Origin of the sequence: Hyphomonas sp. L-53-1-40 (assembly GCF_000682775.1) — a bacterium.
In the GTDB taxonomy this organism is placed as follows: Bacteria; Pseudomonadota; Alphaproteobacteria; order Caulobacterales; family Hyphomonadaceae; genus Hyphomonas.
Genome location: NZ_AWFI01000020.1, coordinates 72,799 through 90,905 on the forward strand (window position 1 = coordinate 72,799; position 18,107 = coordinate 90,905).

17 protein-coding genes are annotated in these 18,107 nt (G+C 59.5%); 12 read left to right on the forward strand and 5 right to left on the reverse strand.

Going from position 1 to position 18,107, the window contains the following annotated elements; translation table 11 throughout:
* Positions 1–46: 46 nt before the first annotated feature.
* The 4 genes from rpmB (at position 47) to cobT (ending at position 5,209) form a co-directional block, all read left to right on the forward strand.
* Entirely contained in the window at positions 47–331 is a 285-nt protein-coding gene (gene rpmB, locus L53_RS15310) for a 50S ribosomal protein L28 (RefSeq protein ID WP_034817354.1), read from the forward strand.
* Positions 332–428: 97 nt separating this feature from the next.
* A complete protein-coding gene (locus L53_RS15315) occupies positions 429–2,096 on the forward strand; it encodes an amidohydrolase (protein ID WP_233347875.1) in 1,668 nt (555 codons plus the stop codon).
* 104 nt (positions 2,097–2,200) lie between these two features.
* Positions 2,201–3,184 (forward strand): cobaltochelatase subunit CobS, encoded by a 984-nt coding sequence (gene cobS / locus L53_RS15320; protein ID WP_198019831.1) that lies wholly within the window; start codon positions 2,201–2,203, stop codon positions 3,182–3,184.
* A 27-nt stretch (positions 3,185–3,211) separates the two neighbouring features.
* Positions 3,212–5,209 (forward strand): cobaltochelatase subunit CobT, encoded by a 1,998-nt coding sequence (gene cobT / locus L53_RS15325; RefSeq protein ID WP_034817356.1) that lies wholly within the window; start codon positions 3,212–3,214, stop codon positions 5,207–5,209.
* 2 nt (positions 5,210–5,211) lie between these two features.
* On the opposite strand, the gene L53_RS15330 is transcribed toward cobT, so the two are convergent.
* Positions 5,212–6,108 (reverse strand): hydroxymethylglutaryl-CoA lyase, encoded by an 897-nt coding sequence (locus tag L53_RS15330; RefSeq protein WP_034817359.1) that lies wholly within the window; start codon positions 6,106–6,108, stop codon positions 5,212–5,214.
* 29 nt (positions 6,109–6,137) lie between these two features.
* On the opposite strand from L53_RS15330, the gene L53_RS15335 reads away from it, so the two are divergent.
* The 4 genes from L53_RS15335 to L53_RS15350 are packed head-to-tail and all read left to right on the forward strand — an operon-like array spanning position 6,138 to position 9,540.
* Positions 6,138–7,331 carry a CaiB/BaiF CoA-transferase family protein gene (locus L53_RS15335; protein WP_034817362.1) on the forward strand — a complete coding sequence of 398 codons (1,194 nt, stop codon included), beginning with the start codon at positions 6,138–6,140 and terminating at the stop codon, positions 7,329–7,331.
* Positions 7,332–7,379: 48 nt separating this feature from the next.
* The gene (hisI, locus tag L53_RS15340; RefSeq protein WP_051608035.1) at positions 7,380–7,775 is read left to right on the forward strand and encodes a phosphoribosyl-AMP cyclohydrolase; all 396 of its coding nucleotides are present in this window, start codon (positions 7,380–7,382) and stop codon (positions 7,773–7,775) included.
* A gap of 44 nt (positions 7,776–7,819) precedes the next feature.
* A complete protein-coding gene (locus L53_RS15345) occupies positions 7,820–8,695 on the forward strand; it encodes an N-acyl homoserine lactonase family protein (protein WP_034817364.1) in 876 nt (291 codons plus the stop codon).
* 8 nt (positions 8,696–8,703) lie between these two features.
* Positions 8,704–9,540 carry a family 16 glycosylhydrolase gene (locus L53_RS15350; RefSeq protein ID WP_034817366.1) on the forward strand — a complete coding sequence of 279 codons (837 nt, stop codon included), beginning with the start codon at positions 8,704–8,706 and terminating at the stop codon, positions 9,538–9,540.
* Between the two features lie 25 nt (positions 9,541–9,565).
* On the opposite strand, the gene L53_RS15355 is transcribed toward L53_RS15350, so the two are convergent.
* Positions 9,566–11,266 (reverse strand): acyl-CoA dehydrogenase family protein, encoded by a 1,701-nt coding sequence (locus tag L53_RS15355; protein ID WP_034817369.1) that lies wholly within the window; start codon positions 11,264–11,266, stop codon positions 9,566–9,568.
* A 214-nt stretch (positions 11,267–11,480) separates the two neighbouring features.
* On the opposite strand from L53_RS15355, the gene L53_RS15360 reads away from it, so the two are divergent.
* Positions 11,481–12,332 carry a hypothetical protein gene (locus tag L53_RS15360; protein WP_034817373.1) on the forward strand — a complete coding sequence of 284 codons (852 nt, stop codon included), beginning with the start codon at positions 11,481–11,483 and terminating at the stop codon, positions 12,330–12,332.
* Here the strand turns inward: L53_RS15360 and L53_RS15365 are convergent.
* A complete protein-coding gene (locus L53_RS15365) occupies positions 12,329–13,138 on the reverse strand; it encodes an SDR family oxidoreductase (protein WP_034817466.1) in 810 nt (269 codons plus the stop codon). The genes L53_RS15360 and L53_RS15365 overlap by 4 nt on opposite strands.
* Before the next feature lie 66 nt (positions 13,139–13,204).
* Positions 13,205–14,152, reverse strand: coding sequence for a glutathione S-transferase family protein (locus L53_RS15370; protein ID WP_034817375.1), 948 nt, complete (start codon positions 14,150–14,152; stop codon positions 13,205–13,207).
* 133 nt (positions 14,153–14,285) lie between these two features.
* Here L53_RS15370 and L53_RS15375 point away from each other — a divergent pair, with 133 nt between their 5' ends.
* From L53_RS15375 to L53_RS15385, 3 genes are read left to right on the forward strand one after another with little or no spacing between them, the layout of a single operon-like run.
* On the forward strand, positions 14,286–15,170 hold the full coding sequence (locus tag L53_RS15375) for a methylated-DNA--[protein]-cysteine S-methyltransferase (RefSeq protein ID WP_034817468.1): 885 nt from the start codon (positions 14,286–14,288) through the stop codon (positions 15,168–15,170).
* 53 nt (positions 15,171–15,223) lie between these two features.
* A complete protein-coding gene (locus L53_RS15380) occupies positions 15,224–15,682 on the forward strand; it encodes a hypothetical protein (protein WP_034817378.1) in 459 nt (152 codons plus the stop codon).
* A 2-nt stretch (positions 15,683–15,684) separates the two neighbouring features.
* Entirely contained in the window at positions 15,685–16,152 is a 468-nt protein-coding gene (locus L53_RS15385) for a VOC family protein (protein ID WP_199285737.1), read from the forward strand.
* Positions 16,153–16,303: 151 nt separating this feature from the next.
* Here L53_RS15385 and L53_RS16640 read toward each other — a convergent pair whose 3' ends face one another.
* Positions 16,304–18,028 (reverse strand): sodium:alanine symporter family protein, encoded by a 1,725-nt coding sequence (locus L53_RS16640; protein WP_051608036.1) that lies wholly within the window; start codon positions 18,026–18,028, stop codon positions 16,304–16,306.
* Positions 18,029–18,107 lie beyond the last annotated feature (79 nt).

The window sequence follows — 18,107 nt, forward strand, 5'->3', positions numbered from 1 at the left end:
AACGACGCGCCTTCGAGATCCCTATAGACCTATTCGGAGCGAGGCCATGTCCCGCGAATGTGAACTTACCGGCACCAAGCCGATGACTGGCCACAATGTGAGCCACTCGCAAATGAAAACCAAGCGGATTTTCCGCCCTAACCTCGTACAGGTTACGCTGCATTCCGATGCACTGGGCCAGAATTTCCGCATGCGCATCGCGGCGAAAGCCCTGCGCACTGTCGACAAGCTCGGCGGTCTGGATGCATTCCTGGCGAAGGCAAAGGAAGATGCCCTGTCTTCCAAGGCCCTGAAGATCAAGCGCGACATCGAAAAGAAAGCTGTCGCCTAAGGTCTGGCCCTTTTGGGCAGATGAGATTTGAGAGCGCGCGCAGCACAGGCTGGCGGTCGCCCGTGCGTGCCACACATGGTCCCGTATTGGAGGGAACATGATCATGCGGATACTCGGTTTTGCACTGGCGTTGGGCATTCTGGCGGCGTGCCACCCGGGCGGGGCTCCGCCGTCTGAAACGGATGAGGCGCAAGCGCTTACCGTGTTCACCGGGGGCACGATCTATACCGGGGTTGCTGACCAGCCCACCGCTGACGCTGTCGTGGTGGGCCCGGATGGCCACATCGTTGCGGTCGTTCCGCCGGCCTCGGCCGACTGGAGCGAAGACGAGGTCACGATTGTTGACCTCGGAGGCGCAGTCATGTTTCCGGGATTCACGGATGCCCATGCGCACCTGATGGGGATTGGCCAGCGGGAACTGACCCTTAATCTTGAAGGCACAGCATCGGTAGATGAGCTCGTCACCCGCACAGAAGCGGAGATCCAGGGCAAGGCTCCCGGGGAAATCCTGTTCGGGCGCGGCTGGATTGAAACGGGCTGGCCGGAAGGGCGCATGCCCTCCGCCGCAGACCTTGATGCGGTCAGTCCCGATAATCCCGTGATCTATACACGCGCCGACGGTCATGCCCTCGTGGCCAATACGGCCGGGCTGAAGGCGGCCGGCATTTACGATTTGACCGAAGACCCTTCGGGCGGCCGGGTAGAGCGGGATGACAGCGGCAAAGCGACGGGCATTGTGATCGACAATGCGATGGGGCCTGTGTTCCAGCTGCTCGCCGCCCCAACGGAAGAAGATGTCGAGACAGCCTTGGAGGTCGGCGCGAAGACCTATGCCAGCCGGGGCTGGACCGGGGTTCACAATATGAGCGTCAGCGCACCCCAGGCGCCCATCATGGCGCGCCTCGACGGGGAAGGGCGCCTGCCGCTACGCATTTACAATGCCTTCGACGTCGAAGCGTTCGATATAGCGGAGTCCCGCCAATTCGAGACTGACAAGGTCACCAATCGTGCCGTGAAGCTCTACATGGACGGCGCGCTCGGCAGCCGGGGCGCGCTACTCATTGCGCCCTATTCAGATCAGCCGGACACAAATGGTCTCCCACTGCTCGATACGAAGTCGCTCTACGACCTGATGATGAAAGCCGAGGGCACAGGCGTCCAGTTGGCTATTCATGCCATCGGGGACCTCGCCAACCGGCATATTCTCGAAACCTTCGAGGCGCTCGGGTATGGCGACGAGCTGCGCTGGCGGATTGAGCATGCGCAGATCTTCGCGCCGGAGGATGTCGCGCGCGTCGGAGAGCTGGGCTTGATCGCCTCCATGCAGCCATCTCATGCGATTGGCGACCTGAAATTCGCGCCGTCCCGCCTGGGCATGGACCGGCTGGCGGGGGCTTATGCCTGGCAGGACATGCTGGCTGGCGGCGCGGTCGTCGCGGGGGGATCGGATGCACCGGTTGAAGTCGGCTCACCCCTGATCGAGTTTTATGCGGCGGTGGCCCGGCAGGACCTCGACGGCAATGCGGGGGAGGGATGGCATCCTGAACAGGCCCTCTCGCGAGACGAGGCGTTGGCCCTGTTCACGTCCGCGGCCGCCTTCGCAGCTTTCCAGGAGGATGACCTCGGCACAATTGAAATCGGCAAGATCGCGGATTTCTCCGTATTCGACCGGGATTTGATGACGATCCCTGCCGCCGAAATCCTTGAGGCACAGGCCCAGATGACCATCATTGGGGGCGAAATCGTGTGGCAAGCTGCTGAATGAGTTGCCGCGCGGCGGACCAAACCCACATTTGACCCTATGTCACGCTTGGCGGAAGCGTCAGGTGTGATAGGTCCATCAATGCAATAGATGACGAGACGCAAGCCATGACTGTGATGAGTGATACCGATGTGCTGGACGGCATGGAGCCGACTGTAGAAATCAATGTCCGCGAGGTTTTCGGCCTCGACACGGACATGGTCGTACATGGGTTCAAGACACGCACAGAATATGTGCCAGCGATTGACGAGGCCTATCGCTTCGACCCTCAGACGACGATGGCGATCCTGGCGGGGTTCCAGCACAATCGCCGCGTCATGGTGCAAGGCTATCACGGCACAGGGAAATCGACGCATATCGAGCAAGTTGCCGCGCGCTTGAACTGGCCGATGATCCGGGTCAATCTCGACAGCCATGTCAGCCGGATCGACATGGTCGGCAAGGATGCCATTGTCCTGAAGGATGGCGCGCAGATCACCGAATTCCGCGAAGGCATCCTGCCATGGGCGCTGCAGCGCCCGGTTGCGATCACGTTCGACGAGTATGATGCCGGCCGGCCGGACGTGATGTTCGTGATCCAGCGCGTGCTGGAGGCCAGCGGCAAGCTGACCCTGCTCGACCAGAACCGCGTCATCGAGCCAAATCCGTATTTCCGCCTGTTCGCCACGACCAATACGGTTGGTTTGGGCGACACGACGGGCCTCTATCACGGCACGCAACAGCTGAACCAGGGCCAGATGGACCGGTGGAGCATCGTAACCACGCTGAACTATCTGGAACATGATGCTGAAGTGGAAATCGTGAAGTCCAAGGCGACCGGCGTGGATGATGACACGCTCGCCAAGATGGTGACGCTGGCCGACCTGACCCGGAACGCGTTCATGAGCGGCGACCTCTCTACGGTGATGAGCCCGCGGACCGTGATCACCTGGGCTGAAAACTTCGCCATCTTTGGTGATCTTGGCCATGCGTTCCGGATGACGTTCCTGAACAAGTGCGACGAGCTGGAGCGGCCTCTGGTGGCGGAAATGTACCAGCGCTGCTTCGCTGAGGAACTGCCTGAAAGCGCCCTCATGGTGAGGGTCGCCTGAGCCGGAGCCCCGCGCTAAGTCACAGCCATGTCCAAAGACACCTCTCCTCAGGAATTGTTCAAGCAGGCGCTGGCCACCACCACGAAAGCGATGAGTGCAGACCGTGATGTCGAGGTCGGCTTTGGCAATGATGTGGGCGGGGACGGTGAGACAATCACCCTGCGCACGCCGCCGCTACAGCTGGAACCTCATACCGCTGCGCGCATTCGCGGCGAGGCAGACGCCATTGCCCTGCGTCGTGCGCACCACAATGCTGAGGCACATTTCGCGCATCGTCCCGGCGGGGATTTGCCTCGCAAGGTCTATGACGCGGCTGAACAGGCGCGCATCGAAAGCCTTGGCGCCAATGCCATGCGCGGCACGGCCGACAATCTCGACGCTGTCCTGGACTATCGCTGCCAGTCCGGCGAATTCGCGATGGGCGCGGAAGACGCAGAGGCGGTGCTCGCGCCCGCGCTCGAATTTCTGCTGCGCGAGAAGCTGACCGGACGAGCCTTGCCCGACAGCGCGAAACGCGTGGCCGACGTCTGGCGAGAACGGGTCGAAGCCGAAACCGGGGGCGCAATTGACCGTCTGATCGCGCAATTGCACGATCAGCCTGGCTTTGCGCGCACGGTACGCGACATGATCCGGGACCTGACTGCCTCCGATGCGCCGGGTGAAGACGTGGAAACGCAGGAACAGGACGATTCGGAACAATCCGAAGAGAATGAGCAACCCTCTGAAGGCGATCAGGACATGGAGTCCGACGAGCAGATGGGTTCTTCCGCCGAGCAGATGGATGCGGGCGACACCGAGGAAATGGAGGGCGAGGAGTCCAATGTCAGCGTCGACATGGATGTCGACGCCGAGGCCGATGATACGCCCGACGATGAGGAAGACGGCACCAAGCCGCTGCGTCCGAACTTCAAGGATGGCGATGATCGCAACCGGTTCAACTATAATGTCTTCACGCGCGAGAATGATGAAGTGGCCAATGCGCCAGACCTCTGTGACGCCGAGGAACTGACGCGGTTGCGCGCCTACCTTGATCACCAGTTGCAGGGGCTGCAGGGCGCGGTCTCGAAACTTGCGAACAAGCTGCAGCGCCGTTTGATGGCGCAGCAAAATCGCTCCTGGAGTTTTGACCTCGAAGAAGGTGTGCTGGATACGGCCCGCCTGACACGCGTGATCACCGATCCGACCGCGCCGTTGTCTTTCAAGCAGGAAGATGATTCCGAGTTCCGAGATACGATTGTAACGCTATTGCTTGATAATTCCGGATCCATGCGCGGGCGACCAATTATGGTCGCGGCGCTGTGTGCGGACATTCTGGCCCGCACACTGGAGCGTTGTGGCGTGAAAACGGAGATCCTCGGCTTTACGACAAAGGCGTGGAAGGGTGGCCTTTCGCGGGAGGACTGGGTCAAGGCCGGTAAGCCCGCCGGACCGGGGCGGCTGAATGACATTCGCCATATCGTTTACAAACAGGCTGACGCCCCATGGCGCCGGGCGCGCCGGAACCTCGGCCTGATGATGCGCGAGGGTCTGCTGAAGGAAAACATCGACGGCGAGGCCTTGCTATGGGCGCACGATCGGATGCTCGGGCGACCAGAACAGCGCAAGATCCTGATGGTGATTTCTGACGGCGCGCCGGTGGATGATTCCACGCTGAACGTTAATGTTGGCAACTATCTTGAACGGCATTTGCGGCAGGTGATCGAAGAGATCGAAACCAAGAGCCCTGTGGAACTAATCGCCATCGGCATCGGCCATGATGTGACGCGCTACTACAAGCGCGCCGTTACCATCGTGGACGCCGAGCAGCTCGGTGGTGCGATGACGGAACAATTGGCCAGCTTGTTCGACGAGAACGCGCCGGAGCCCAAGGCGATGGCCATTCCGCCTCTGACGAACAAGACTGTGCGCGGCGGCAGCGCCGTCTCAGGCGCCACCAGCGGCGCGCCAAGTTATGGCAAGAAAGTCGATCTCGGTCGTGCTGTGAAGGCGACGACACTTACTGAAGTGAAGGGCCCCAAGAAGTAGGGTCAATTGGGAAATTTGCCCGCCTTGCTGAGTGACGACGCAATCGGGTGGCCCAGCACTTTTTCCAGCCAATGCGATGTCTCGATCAGCTTGCTGAGGTCCAGTCCTGTTTCGAAGCCACCGCGCTCAAGCATATAGACCACATCTTCGGTGGCCACATTACCTGTTGCCGCTGGTGCAAACGGACAGCCGCCGATGCCGCCACAGCTGGCATCGATGACATCGACGCCCGAATCCACGGCTGCCGCGACATTGGCCAGTGCTGCGCCACGTGTGTCGTGGAAGTGCATACGCAAATAGACATCCGGTGCTTCCATGCGCACACGCTCTATCCGTTTGCGGACATCCCACGGGTCCGCCACGCCAATCGTGTCGCCGAGCGCCAGTTCGCTGACGCCAGCGCGCTGGGCCTGCGCGGCGAGATTACCGACCAGCTTGTTGTCGACTTCGCCGTCGAACGGATCACCGAAGGCAACCGATATCGTGGCGGACAGAGGGATGCCGGCTTCGAGTGCGAGCGGGGCAATTTGCAGCAAGGCGTCCGCGCTGTCCTGCGGGGTCATGCCCTGATTGCGCATGCCGAAGGTTTCCGAGGCTACGAGCACAAAATTGATCTCGTCGGCCCCGGCATCAATGGCGCGGCGCACGCCTTTTTCGTTGAGGGCCAGCGCAATGTGGCGCGTCGGTTTTGATCGGTCGACCCCTGCAAAGACCGCAGCAGAATCCGCCATCTTCGGCACGGCCTTGGGGCTGACAAAGCTGCCGGATTCCATGCGCCGAACGCCAGCCTCTTCGAGGCGGGCGATGAATTCCAGCTTCTGTTCGGTCGTCAGGTCGGCGGGATCATTCTGCAGCCCGTCGCGCGGGCCGACTTCTACAATGTCGATACGTCTTGTCATAATGCCTATGTAGTGTGCATTGAGGACGAATGACAGACTCAAAACGCCCCCTGGATGGCCTGCGCGTCATCGAACTTGGCCAGCTGATTGCTGGTCCTTTCTGCGGACAATTGCTCGGTGACTTTGGTGCCGAAGTGATCAAGGTCGAGGCGCCGGGCCTACCGGATCCGGCCCGCGGCTGGGGCGCGGTCAAGAAGGAAGACATCGGTCTGTTCTGGCCAATCATTGGTCGCAACAAGAAATCCGTAACGCTGAACCTCCGCGTCGAGGAGGGGCAGGCGATTCTGCGCGAGTTGGTGAAAACTGCCGATGTTCTGGTCGAGAATTTCCGGCCGGGCACATTGGAACGTTGGGGGCTTGGGCCAGATGTACTGCACGAACTCAATCCGCGTCTCGTAATCACGCGTGTCTCAGGATACGGCCAGACGGGACCGGAAAGCCACAAAGCGGGCTATGCCAGCGTGGGCGAGGCCAAGGGCGGGTTGCGCTACCTGATCGGCGAACCGGACCGGTTGCCGGCGCGGGCCGGAGTTTCGCTCGGCGACACGATGACGGGCACATTCGCTGCGCTCGGCACGATGATGGCACTGTTTGCCCGCGAGAAATCGGGGAAGGGGCAGGTGGTCGATGCGGCAATCTACGAAACCGTCATGGCCTTCATGGAAAGCCTGATCCCCGAATACGCCCTGATGGGGCATACGCGCGAGCGCAGCGGGCCGATCCTGCCGCGCATTGCACCGTCGGGCGTCTATCCCTGTTCCGATGGCATGGTCATCATCGGCGCCAATCAGGACTCCCTGTTTCGGCGCCTCTCGGCCATGTGCGGAACGAAATGGTCAGATGATGCACGCTATGCAACGCACGATGCACGCGGTGAGAACCAGTTGGAACTGGATGAAATGATTTCGAACTGGACGAAACAGCGCAAAATGGCCGACGTGCTGGCGACTTGCGAAGAGAATGGCATTCCCTGCGGGCCGGTGAACCGCGCCAAGGAGATGCTTGAGGATGCGCACATTGCCGCGCGAGATGCGATCATCCGCGTGGCTCATCCTGTGCTTGGAGACGTGCCGATGCAGGGCGTCTTTCCGAAACTGTCGGATACGCCCGGCGGCGTGGAGGGCACGTCCCCCAGCCTGAGCGAACATACGGAAGACGTTCTAGCGCAGCTTGGTTACAGCGCGGACCAGCAGGCGGCGCTGCGCGTGCAGGGCGTCATCTAGCGCGAATCTTCACTGGCTCACCGGCGTCATTTCGATTAAGCCGCCCTCATGACCGATTATCCCGATCCCCTTTCAGGCAGTGCACAGGACGAGACGCTTGAGTTGCGCCCGAAATTCAATGCGGACGGCCTGGTTGCCGCCATCGCGCAGGATGCTGAAAGCGGCGAAGTGTTGATGCTCGCCTGGATGAATGCTGATGCGCTTGCGGCGACGGTTGAGACCGGGCGGGCAACCTACTGGTCTCGCTCGCGCGGCGCGCTGTGGGTCAAGGGTGAGACTTCCGGCCATGTCCAGGAAGTCATCGAGATCCGAATTGATTGCGATCAGGATGCTGTCCTCCTGAAGGTCAACCAGACAGGAGGTGCGTGCCATACAGGGCGACCCAGCTGTTTCTACAGGATTTTGTCTCAAGATGGACGCAGTCTGTCTGTTGCCAACAACTGATACTTGAGATTGAATTTGCTGGAAGACAGAAGGGGGCCTCTGGCATGCGTCTTATCACTATAACTGCGGCAGTATCGGTATTGGTGCTCGCGAGCGCATGCGGGTCAGAATCGCCTGTATCAACCGAGACAACACCAGAATCGTCACCTGAAGCACAGCAGGAAGCGGCGCTGGAAGTCGATGTGCTGGATTGCGGAACGATTGAGGTGTCTGATCTCGACGCATTTTCGTCTGCGGGCGACTATGCCGGTGAGACTGATACGTTCACCGATTCCTGTTTTCTCGTGAGGCATCCCGACGGCAATTTGCTCTGGGATCTTGGCTTGCCAGGAGTGCTGGCGATTGCGGGCCCGCAAACGCAGCAGATCTTCACCGTTTCGCTCGAGCAGACAATTACCGAACAATTGGCAGACAGGGGGATGTCCCCGGGCGATATCGACTACGTGTCCATCTCGCACAGCCACTTCGATCATATCGGCCAGGCCGATCAGGTCGCGGGTTCGACTTGGCTGGTGAGCCAGAAAGAACTCGACGCCATGTTTGGGGAAGGGACCGAAATTGCCCAGGAGCAGCAGGCGCTGTTTTCATTGTTTGCCCCCATGGAGCAGAAAGTCTTCGAAGGCGAACTTGATGTCTTTGGTGATGGGAGCGTTGTGATCTTTGAAACGCCCGGACACACGCCGGGCCATACATCCTTGCAATTGATGATGCCGGAAACGGGTCCGGTCCTGCTGACCGGAGACCTCTACCATCGTGCTGAAAGCCGCGAGCTGAAGCGCGTTCCCCGGTTCAACTCCGACGAGGCCATGACCGTGTCGTCAATGGAGGCATTTGAGGCGCGTGCGGATGCCCTGGGCGCAAAGGTCATCATCCAGCATGAACCTGCGGACATTGACCCCCTCGAAGGTAAAATTCGGTGAGATTTCGTTTGAAGTCGTTTCCAATCGTTGCGGCCATCGTCATGGTCGCGTCGTGCTCAACTGCGACCAATTCCTATTCGGCGCTGGACCAGCCCAATTCGGGGTGGTCGCTGGTTTTCCGGGATGAATTCAATGGACACGGAAAGCCTGATCCTGAAAAATGGATATCACAGGAGTATAACCGCAAGAAAAATCCCGACGGCCCGGATGGCTGGTGGCTCAAGGACAATGTCAGTCTGACAGGATGGGGCCAGCTCGAAATCAGCGCGACGCAAATCCCGAACCGCAATCCTGAAGAGGACGACGACCCCTATGACTACGCATCCGGCATGGTGTCGACCGAAGGCAAGTTCGAAACGACGTTCGGCAGGTATGAGGCCCGCATAAAGTTACCACAGGATCCGGGCTGGTGGCTCGCTTTCTGGCTGTTTGCGGACGAAGTCCACCGAGTGGATGGGTCAGGTGAGGACGGTACCGAGATCGACATCGTTGAAGCCTTTGGCTGGACTGACAAGATCAGCTATGCGCTTCATTGGGATGGGTACGGAAAACGCCACAAGACCAAGAGCAAGCGCGAGTTTCATCCGGGGATTCGGAGTGGGTGGCACGTCTTCGCGCTCGAATGGACTGAGACGGAGTATACATGGTTCGTGGACGGTGAGCAGGTTTGGCAAAGCGCTGCGGGCGGCGTGTCGAAAGTGCCCTTATGGGTGAAGCTGTCCGGTGAGATAAGCACACAGTCCACAGTGGCCCACAAATGGTGGTCCAACGTACCGGATAACAAACGCTTGCCTGACCGCTTTCTGGTCGACTGGGTCCGAGTGTATGAACGGGAGACGCCATAGGGTGCGAGGCACCCTATGGCGTATTCTAGTTTCCGCTTTCGATCAGGCGACGGGCAATAACCATCGCTTGAACCTCGCCAGCCCCTTCGAAAATATTGAGGATGCGTGCGTCTTGCAGGATGCGGCTGATTGGGTATTCCAACGCAAATCCGTTTCCGCCATGGATTTGGAGAGCATTGTCAGCTGCAGCCCAGGCGATACGTGCCGCGAGAAGTTTCGCCATGCCGGCTTCTAGGTCGCAGCGCTTTCCGCCATCCTTCTGGCGCGCCGAGAAATAGGTCAGCTGACGTACACCCACCAGTTCCGCGGCCATCATAACCAGCTTGTTTGAAACGCGCGGGAAGTCGAAGATCTGTTTGCCAAACTGGTTGCGATCTAGCGCATACTGAAGACCGGTTTCAAACGCATTTTGCGCAACTCCAATGGCGCGAGCGGCAGTCTGGATGCGAGCGCTTTCAAAGGTCGCCATCAGGTGCTTGAAGCCTTGACCTTCAACGCCGCCGAGCAGGTTTTCGGATTTTACCTTGAAATCATCGAAGCCGATTTCGTATTCCTTCATCCCGCGATAGCCGAGGACTTCGATCTCGCCGCCGGTCATGCCGTCAGCAGGGAAGGGGGCGTCGTCTGTTCCGCGCGGCTTCTCCGCAAGCAGCATGGAGAGACCAGAGAAATTGTTTGTGGCGGGATCAGTCCGAGCCAGCAGTGTCATCAGATCGGCTCGCACGGGATGCGTGATCCATGTCTTGTTGCCTGTGACACTGTAATGAGAGCCGTCGTCGGACTTCACGGCGCGTGTCCGCAGCGAGCCAAGGTCAGAGCCGGTATTAGGTTCAGTGAAGACGGCCGTTGGCAGGATTTCTCCGCTGGCTATTTGCGGCAACCAATGGGTCTTCTGGTCGTCCGTTCCGCCAATCAGGATCAGCTCCGCCGCGATCTCTGACCGGGTGCCGAGAGAGCCGGTGCCGATGTATCCCCGAGACAGTTCCTCTGAGACTACACACATGGCAATCTTGCCCATGCCAAACCCGCCAAACTCCTCAGGGATGGTCAGGCCAAACACACCAAGCTCGGCCATTTCATTGACGACCTCCATCGGAATGTACTCATTCTTCAAGTGCCACTCATGGGCATGGGGTTTGATCTTGTCGGACGCGTATTTGGAAAATTGTTCGCGAACCATCGACATGGTTTCGTCCAGACCGGTTTCTTCAACCGTGTTCCGGCTTAGGGCGTCAGGTAGGCATTCAGCCGCAGCAGCCATCACAGCAGGGGTTTTTCCATCAATAATCAGCTGCTGGACGACCGGCGTCGCGAACAGGGCATCAGCTTCCGCAACGATGCCCAATTCGTGAGGGCGGATCACTTCGCCCTGATTCATGGGTACTCCACCAATCAGTTGAGCGCAGTATTCGCTAAAGAGAATTTGCGTCAGGAGCGCTTCGGTCGTGCTGAATTTGCCCTCTTGCTCCAGACGCGCGGCCCATTCGGCTGTCTGGCGTAGCGTTTCAGCATATGTGCCCAGCCAAGACAGGCCGTGGGCCATATGTTGCTGGCGTTCGAGTGCAGCCCGGTCAGGACGGCCATCCGCCTTGGTCAGCGCTTCGCGGCATTTGCCGCGTGCGACGTCTACATAGGCGTCGACGGCTGCGCTCGCATCCTTGATGACGGCAACAAGGTTTGGAATTATCGCAGAATTCAGGGCCGGACCCTCAACAGCACCATCCATTCGAATTTCCTCCACTGGACTTTATTTTTGTTGAGTATAGGGCGCAGGTGGCGGCAAGTCATATATATTTTGTGCGCTGCAACAAAACGTCTCGGTTCGATGTCATGAAAAAAATGAAGGATCACACCGGGTATCCTTGCGTTAACCGAAACTTCGGTTCCGGCTTTCTAAATGGCCCTTTCTACCGCCACTTCCTAATGGAGCCGCCTCACATATGAACCCTTATGAACGTTTCCGCATTGTGTCGGGCTTCCTGGCGTCCAGCGTGGTGCTCGCGAGTGTCGTGGCATTCGGCCCGGTTGTGCGCCCGACCATTGTTGACGCCGCCGGTTCCAGCCAAGTCGCACAGTGGGCCGGACTGATAGGCTCGGGTATGGTGCTGCTCGTGATCTGGTCTGTTCTGTCGGGTGTCCTCCTTCCGGGTATTCTAAAGATGGGGGTGTTACGTCGATGGGTCCTTGGCCGTGCTTTCGTGGAAGGCAGTTGGATTCAGGCTGAACGCGGTGGCCCAAATGGCCCACGCCTGGCCATCGTTTCAATGAAGCCTGTATACCACGGCATCCTCGTGACCTCCTCCAGCCTGACTCGTATGGGCGAGATCGAGAGCGGTCTGCATGCAGAATTCCACCAAATCAGCTGGCCTAGGCTGGACTTCAAGTTCCGCGAAACCTTGCCATCCGATTCGGGCCGACAAGCCGAGGGTTTTGGTGAGATTCAGTTTGATCTGACCGGAGGCGCCCCGCGCCGGTATGCCGGCTGCTTGCAAATGGCGGGTGTGGACAAGCGCATCAAGACAGAAGGTATCAAGCTGACATCCTGGAAAGAGCGCCGACAGCTGCGCTCCCTTGAGGGCCGTCGGGACGTACTGTCCAAATATTGGTCGGCCTTTTTCGAGGGGCCAATTGTGACAATTGCCCGCGATAGCGACAGGTCCGATTCCGGAGAGGCCAAGCGATCCGGCAAAGTCGAAATCCTGCGTCAGCGTGGCGCGAAGGATTGGCGGAAATCGGACACCACGCCGACGGCTGATCGCATTCGCGATGAGTTTTCAGCTTCTTCCGACTAGTCCTGCCGACGGTATTTGCGGCTCTGGCCTCTGATCATGGCCCGGCCAAGCGGCTCGGGAATTATGCGGGTTAATGTAGCCAGGCCTTTATTGATGAGACCAGGAACCACGACCGGCTGGCCGCGATTGACGGCATCTATGCCAGCTTTGACCACGGGGGCCGCCTCCATCCACATGCGCTTGCTCATCTTGTTCATTTGCTCGCGGGTGCCTGTGACATCGTGGAACTCGCTATAGGTGAAGCCCGGGCAGAGGGCCGTACAATGGATGTCTGCGCCTTCAAACGCGTCACACTCAGAGTTCAGGCTCTCGGAGAATTTGATCATGCCAGCCTTTACACTGGCATATAGCGTGTGCCCGGTGCTGCCTGCGGCATAGCCCGCCAAGGATGCCACATTGATGATCCGGCCATAGCCGCGATCCGCCATACCCGGCAGCACTTTGTGCGCAAGCTCGATCGGCGCGGTGTAAAGCACGCGAATGAACTCTGCCTGTGACTTCCAACTCGTATTGAAGAAGGTGCCCGGCAGGCCGTAACCGGCATTGTTGATCAGAGCATCGACGTGGCGGCCCTGTTCGGACAGGGCCGAGATGATCTTGTCGGCGGAATTTGCGCGGGCGAGATCTTGCACGATGCAAATTGCGTGAACGCCATATGTCTCTTCCAGCGCTGCGGCCAGGTTCGTCAGGCGATCTTCACGGCGCGCGGTGAGCGCAACGTCCCAGCCCAATGCGGCATACTGGCGGGCAAACTCAGCCCCAATGCCCGCTGAGGCGCCTGTAATAAGGCAAAGTCGCCGGTCCATGGCCATCTCCGTCCGAATTGCTGATGTCGACGAGACTACCGAGGCAGGCCTACCATGCAAGGCACACTAGACACGCCGCACAAGAAAGCCTGCGCGCGGGAAATGGACATGTACAGTTTCTGCTTCCGGTGATGTGCGTTGCAGGATGACGCGCTGGGAGTCCGCGTGAACCAATTCGCCCTGGACCCAGACTTGTCCATAATCGTCGGGCGCGACCGCTACGTTCTCTCCTGGTGCGAACTGTTGCGATTCGTTGCGCGTGGTCGCAGCGACGAGGCGTGGCGCTGCATTCTTGCCGATTTCGAGGGCTTGCGCGGAGGAGATCGTTTCAGGAGTCTGGCCTTCAAACTCTTTCAGGCGTTCAAACCACGCTTTTGTGAGATCGGCGGTTTCGAAACATTTCTCAACGAACTCCGGCAAATTCTGGTGCATGAACCAGACATTCATGTAGGCGTGAATGTCCACAAGCCCCGGTTTCATACCGACGAGATAGATGCCGGACCCAGCGCCCTTGCCGCCCTGCAGGCGCTCTTCCAGCAGCATGAGTCGGGCCCGCCATTGGTCGCGCATCATGGGGGCAACAGCTTTCATTGCATTGGTATCGAAGGGACGACCCGACAAGGCTTCGCGGTCCTTCCGGAACGCATCCGGTACGCTGTCGCCTCGCTCACCAAAGATGACCGCGACCGAGCTTTGGAACCAGCGCCCATCGGTCCAGCCGGCGACCATTTGGGCGAGGCCCTCATGACCGGGCAATTTGAGTGCCGGCATGGGGAAGCGGGCTTCGAGTTCACGCAGGATGATGGCGGTATCGCAAAAAATGTCAGCGCCGATCTGAAGGACGGGTGTCCGGCGATAGCCCCCCGTCAGCGGCATCAGGTCTGGCCGAGGCATGATGACTGGAATTTCGACCCGGCTATAGGCGAGATTCTTCAGGCGCAGCGCGAGGCGGATTTTCTCTGCATAGGGTGACGTGGGATATTCATGCAGGATAATACTGCGCGCATCTGCCATTCTATTTCTCCCAGCCGTCTTTTTATTGGTCCCTATTCTTGCCGGGCTTTTCAGGCGCTGGAAAGCCTCAATTGGTCTGACAAGCCGCAAGAAACGGGTGGCGACAGGCTCCGCGGCGCGGCATTATTCTTACATGATCAATCTAGCTTCGCCCCTTGATGAACGCGCTGTCGCCTATGAGCGCATGGCCAATGCCCTGTCTTATCTGGGGGACACCTGGCAGGAGTGGCCGGACCTTTCGACTGCGGCAAGGGCCGTGGGCCTGTCGCCGAGTCATTTTCAGCGAGAATTTACCCGCTGGGCAGGGATCAGCCCAAAACAGTACCAGTCAGCACTGGCCCATTCTGCGACAGGTGATCTGTTGAGAGAGGGGGCAAGTGTTCTGGACGCGACCCTGGAGGCAGGCTTGTCCGGGCCGGGACGCTTGCATGATTTGTTCGTCGCGCATGAAGGCCTCTCTCCCGGTGAAGCCAAGGCAGGTGGCAAGGGGGCGGATCTGGTGCTTGGCCGGGCACCGACTCCATTCGGGGAAGGGGCTTGGCTCATGTCATCGCGCGGCTTGGTGGCGCTAGGCTTTGTTGACGAGAACGCCCCGGAACGCACCGGTTTTGAACACCAGGGACGCAATGAAGAGCAGGCCTTTGCCGATCTTGCGGCGCGGTATCCGGATGCCAGCATTCGCCGGGATGACCACGAGGCCGAGACTCTGGCGCGCCGGGTGTTTGAATCCGGTGAGCCGCTCCCGGTTGCGCTTTATGGTACGCCGTTTCGCCGCCAGATCTGGCGGGCCTTGCTGGAAATTCCTGTCGGTTCGGTGTCGACTTATGGGGCCTTGGCGAAGGCCAGCGGCAATCCGAAGGCGGCCCGCGCTGTCGGTGCTGCAGTTGGCGCAAATCCGATTAGCTGGTTCATTCCCTGTCACCGTGCCCTTGCAGCGGACGGCCGGCTCCATAATTATCATTGGGGTGTGGCGCGCAAGCGTGCCATGCTGACCCTTGAACGCGCCTGCGCAGCCTGAACCAGGCGGTGGGCAGTCGGCCCCCGCCGCCCAAGCTGGATTCCGCACCGCCCATGATACTTTTCCTGATCATACTCGCTGGTCTTGTCGCCTGGGGGGCTCACCTTGCCTGGCGCTGGAAGCAGACGCGGGACTTCGCGCCGGAAGTTCTGGCGGTGCGCAAGGCAGCCGGAGAAGTGCCGGAAGATGTCAGCGATGCCGAGTTCACGGATCTCTATCTGCGCAGTGAGGGTCCGCGCGCCGCGACCTATTTCTTCGTCTGCGCTGCGATCGTTTTTGTTCTGCTGGCGCCTTTCGTGGCGGGCTTCAATCAGGTCTGGCGAATGATCTGGCGGCTGAGCGGCCAGTCACCTGTTTTCGAAACAGGAACACTGATTCATACATTTTCGGTTTTCATCGCCTTCATGCTGGCATCGATCGGCCTGCTGGCCATCGCTATGCGGCGGTACTACGCGCTGATGCCGCCTAGTTTCAAACATGTCATTCGGGACCTTAATGGAGGCCAGTCATGAGCATTCAGTATCTGCACACAATGGTGCGCGTCAGTGACATTGACGCGTCGCTGAAATTTTTCTGCGATGGCCTGGGCCTGAAAGAGGTCAGCCGGATGGACAGCGAAGCGGGGCGGTTCACGCTCGTTTTTCTGGCCACGCCGGAAGATGTCGAGCGTATGGGCGGCATGCCGGATGGCGTCAGCCCGACCCAGACCGACATTCCGATGGTGGAGCTCACCTATAATTGGGACCCCGAAGAATATGCAGGTGGCCGCAATTTCGGCCATCTGGCGTATATGGTCGACGACATTTACGGCGCGGTGGAGCGGCTGCAGGGAATTGGCGTGACCATCAACCGGCCGCCGCGCGATGGGCGTATGGCATTTATTCGTTCGCCAGACGGCATCTCGGTCGAATTGCTGCAAAAGGGTGAGCCGCTGTCACCGAAAGAGCCGTGGGCGAGCGCAGAGAATATCGGCGCCTGGTAGGCCCCGTCCCGAAGCGCTGGTCCATAAACCAGCCCATAAACTGTCCATAAAGTGCCCGCATATATGGGCTTTGTGTCCAAATACACCCGGACAGAAAAAGCCCCGCCTGGTCTAAACCGGGCGGGGCTTTTCATTTCGGTGGGGTCAGCGCCTATTCCTTTTCAGGATGGCGCTCCTCCTCTCGGTAGTCATGCACAGGATGACCCTTGTCCGGATCGCCATTCGATTTGTGCATGGCGGCGACGACGCCTGACAGGGCAAGGATGGCGATCAGGTTCGGGAACGCCATTGAGGCATTTGCGATGTCCCCCAGCAGCCAGAGCCAGTCAGCCGCGGCAACCGAGCCGAGGAATACGACCACGACCCAGATATAGCGGAACGGGTGTGTCGCCCATTCGCCGATCAGATACGTCACGGCCTGTTCGCCATAGTAGGACCAGCCAATGATGGTGGTGAAGGCGAAGAAGAACAGTGCAACTGGCACGATCCACGGGCCCACCACCGGAATGGCGGCGGCATAGGCGCGCGTGGTGACGGCAGCCGAGTTCGCATCTGTTTCCCAGGCGTGGTCCACATCCATCAGAACTTCCGGATTACCGGACGAGTCGAGCGCTTGCTGAGTGACTTCGACCTGACCAGATGCCTGGCAGGCCAGTAGGTAGGACTGGGCTGTCGGTCCCACAGTAGCGATCTTCGCTTTGCGGCCATCTTCATAAGCAGAAGGGAACAGGTCCGCCACACCGTATTTGGCGCCGTCAGCCGCGTCCGGATTCGCCGGCATTTCAATGCCTGCATCAAAACAGGCATTGGCCGCCATCAGGGCAGGGCTTTTCTTGAAGTCTCCCTGAACTGTCAGGATGACCAGCGCAGTCATGGTGCAGATGATGATCGTGTCGATGAACACGCCGATCATGGCGATTTCGCCCTGCATGACCGGGTTTTTGGTCTGGGCAGCAGCATGGGCAATCGGGGCGGAACCCTGACCGGCTTCGTTCGAGAACAGGCCCCGGGCGATACCGTAACGAACCGCCTGCATGACGCCGTAACCAGCCGCGCCGCCGGCAGCTTCTTTCCAGCCAAACGCTGTGCCGATGATCTGCATGAAGGCACCCGGCACCTTGTCCGCATTGATCACGAGCACAATGAAGGCGACCAGCACATAGAGGCCAGCCATGACCGGCACGACCTTGCCGGCGAATGAGCCAATGGATTTGATGCCGCCGATAATGACCGCGAAGACCAGGACAGACAGGATAATGCCCACGCTCCAGTTCGGAATGCTGACGCCCATATGGGAGCCGGTTTCCAGCGCAGCTTCGGTGATGGAATTGGCCTGGATCATCGAGCCGGTTGCCATGGCGGAGAACAGCGTGCCGAGACAGAAAATGACGGCGAGCCACCCCCAGCCTTTGCCCAGGCCGTTCTTGATATAATACATCGGACCGCCATTGATGCGGCCATATTCGTCGGTCTCACGATACTTGATGGCAAGCGAGCTTTCCGAGAAGGCCAGCGCCATGCCGAACAGGGCAACCACCCACATCCAGAAAATCGCGCCGGGACCGCCCAATGTGATGGCCGTGGCCACACCGGCGAGGTTCCCCGTGCCGACCTGACCGGACAGGGCTGTGGAGAGCGCCTGCCAGGGTGTGATGGCGCCGTCTTCGCCTTGTGCCTTGCGGCCTCGCCAGACTTCGACCACCGCCGGCACGAACCGGCGCACCGGGCGCGCGCCCAAGCGAACCATCATGAACAGGCCGGTGCCCAGGAGGACAACGGCAAGCGGGCCGATCTGGCCCGGAATGACGACGGCATCTCCCCAAGTTCCTCCCCAGATAAATCCTGAGACGTTCTCGATAAGCTTAATGATATCCATGGGCCTCCCCGGCTCCTTTGATTGCGTGGGCGCACCCTAGCTAGCTTTCCGGCGCTGTGAAGCTTTTGTCGCAGGTTCG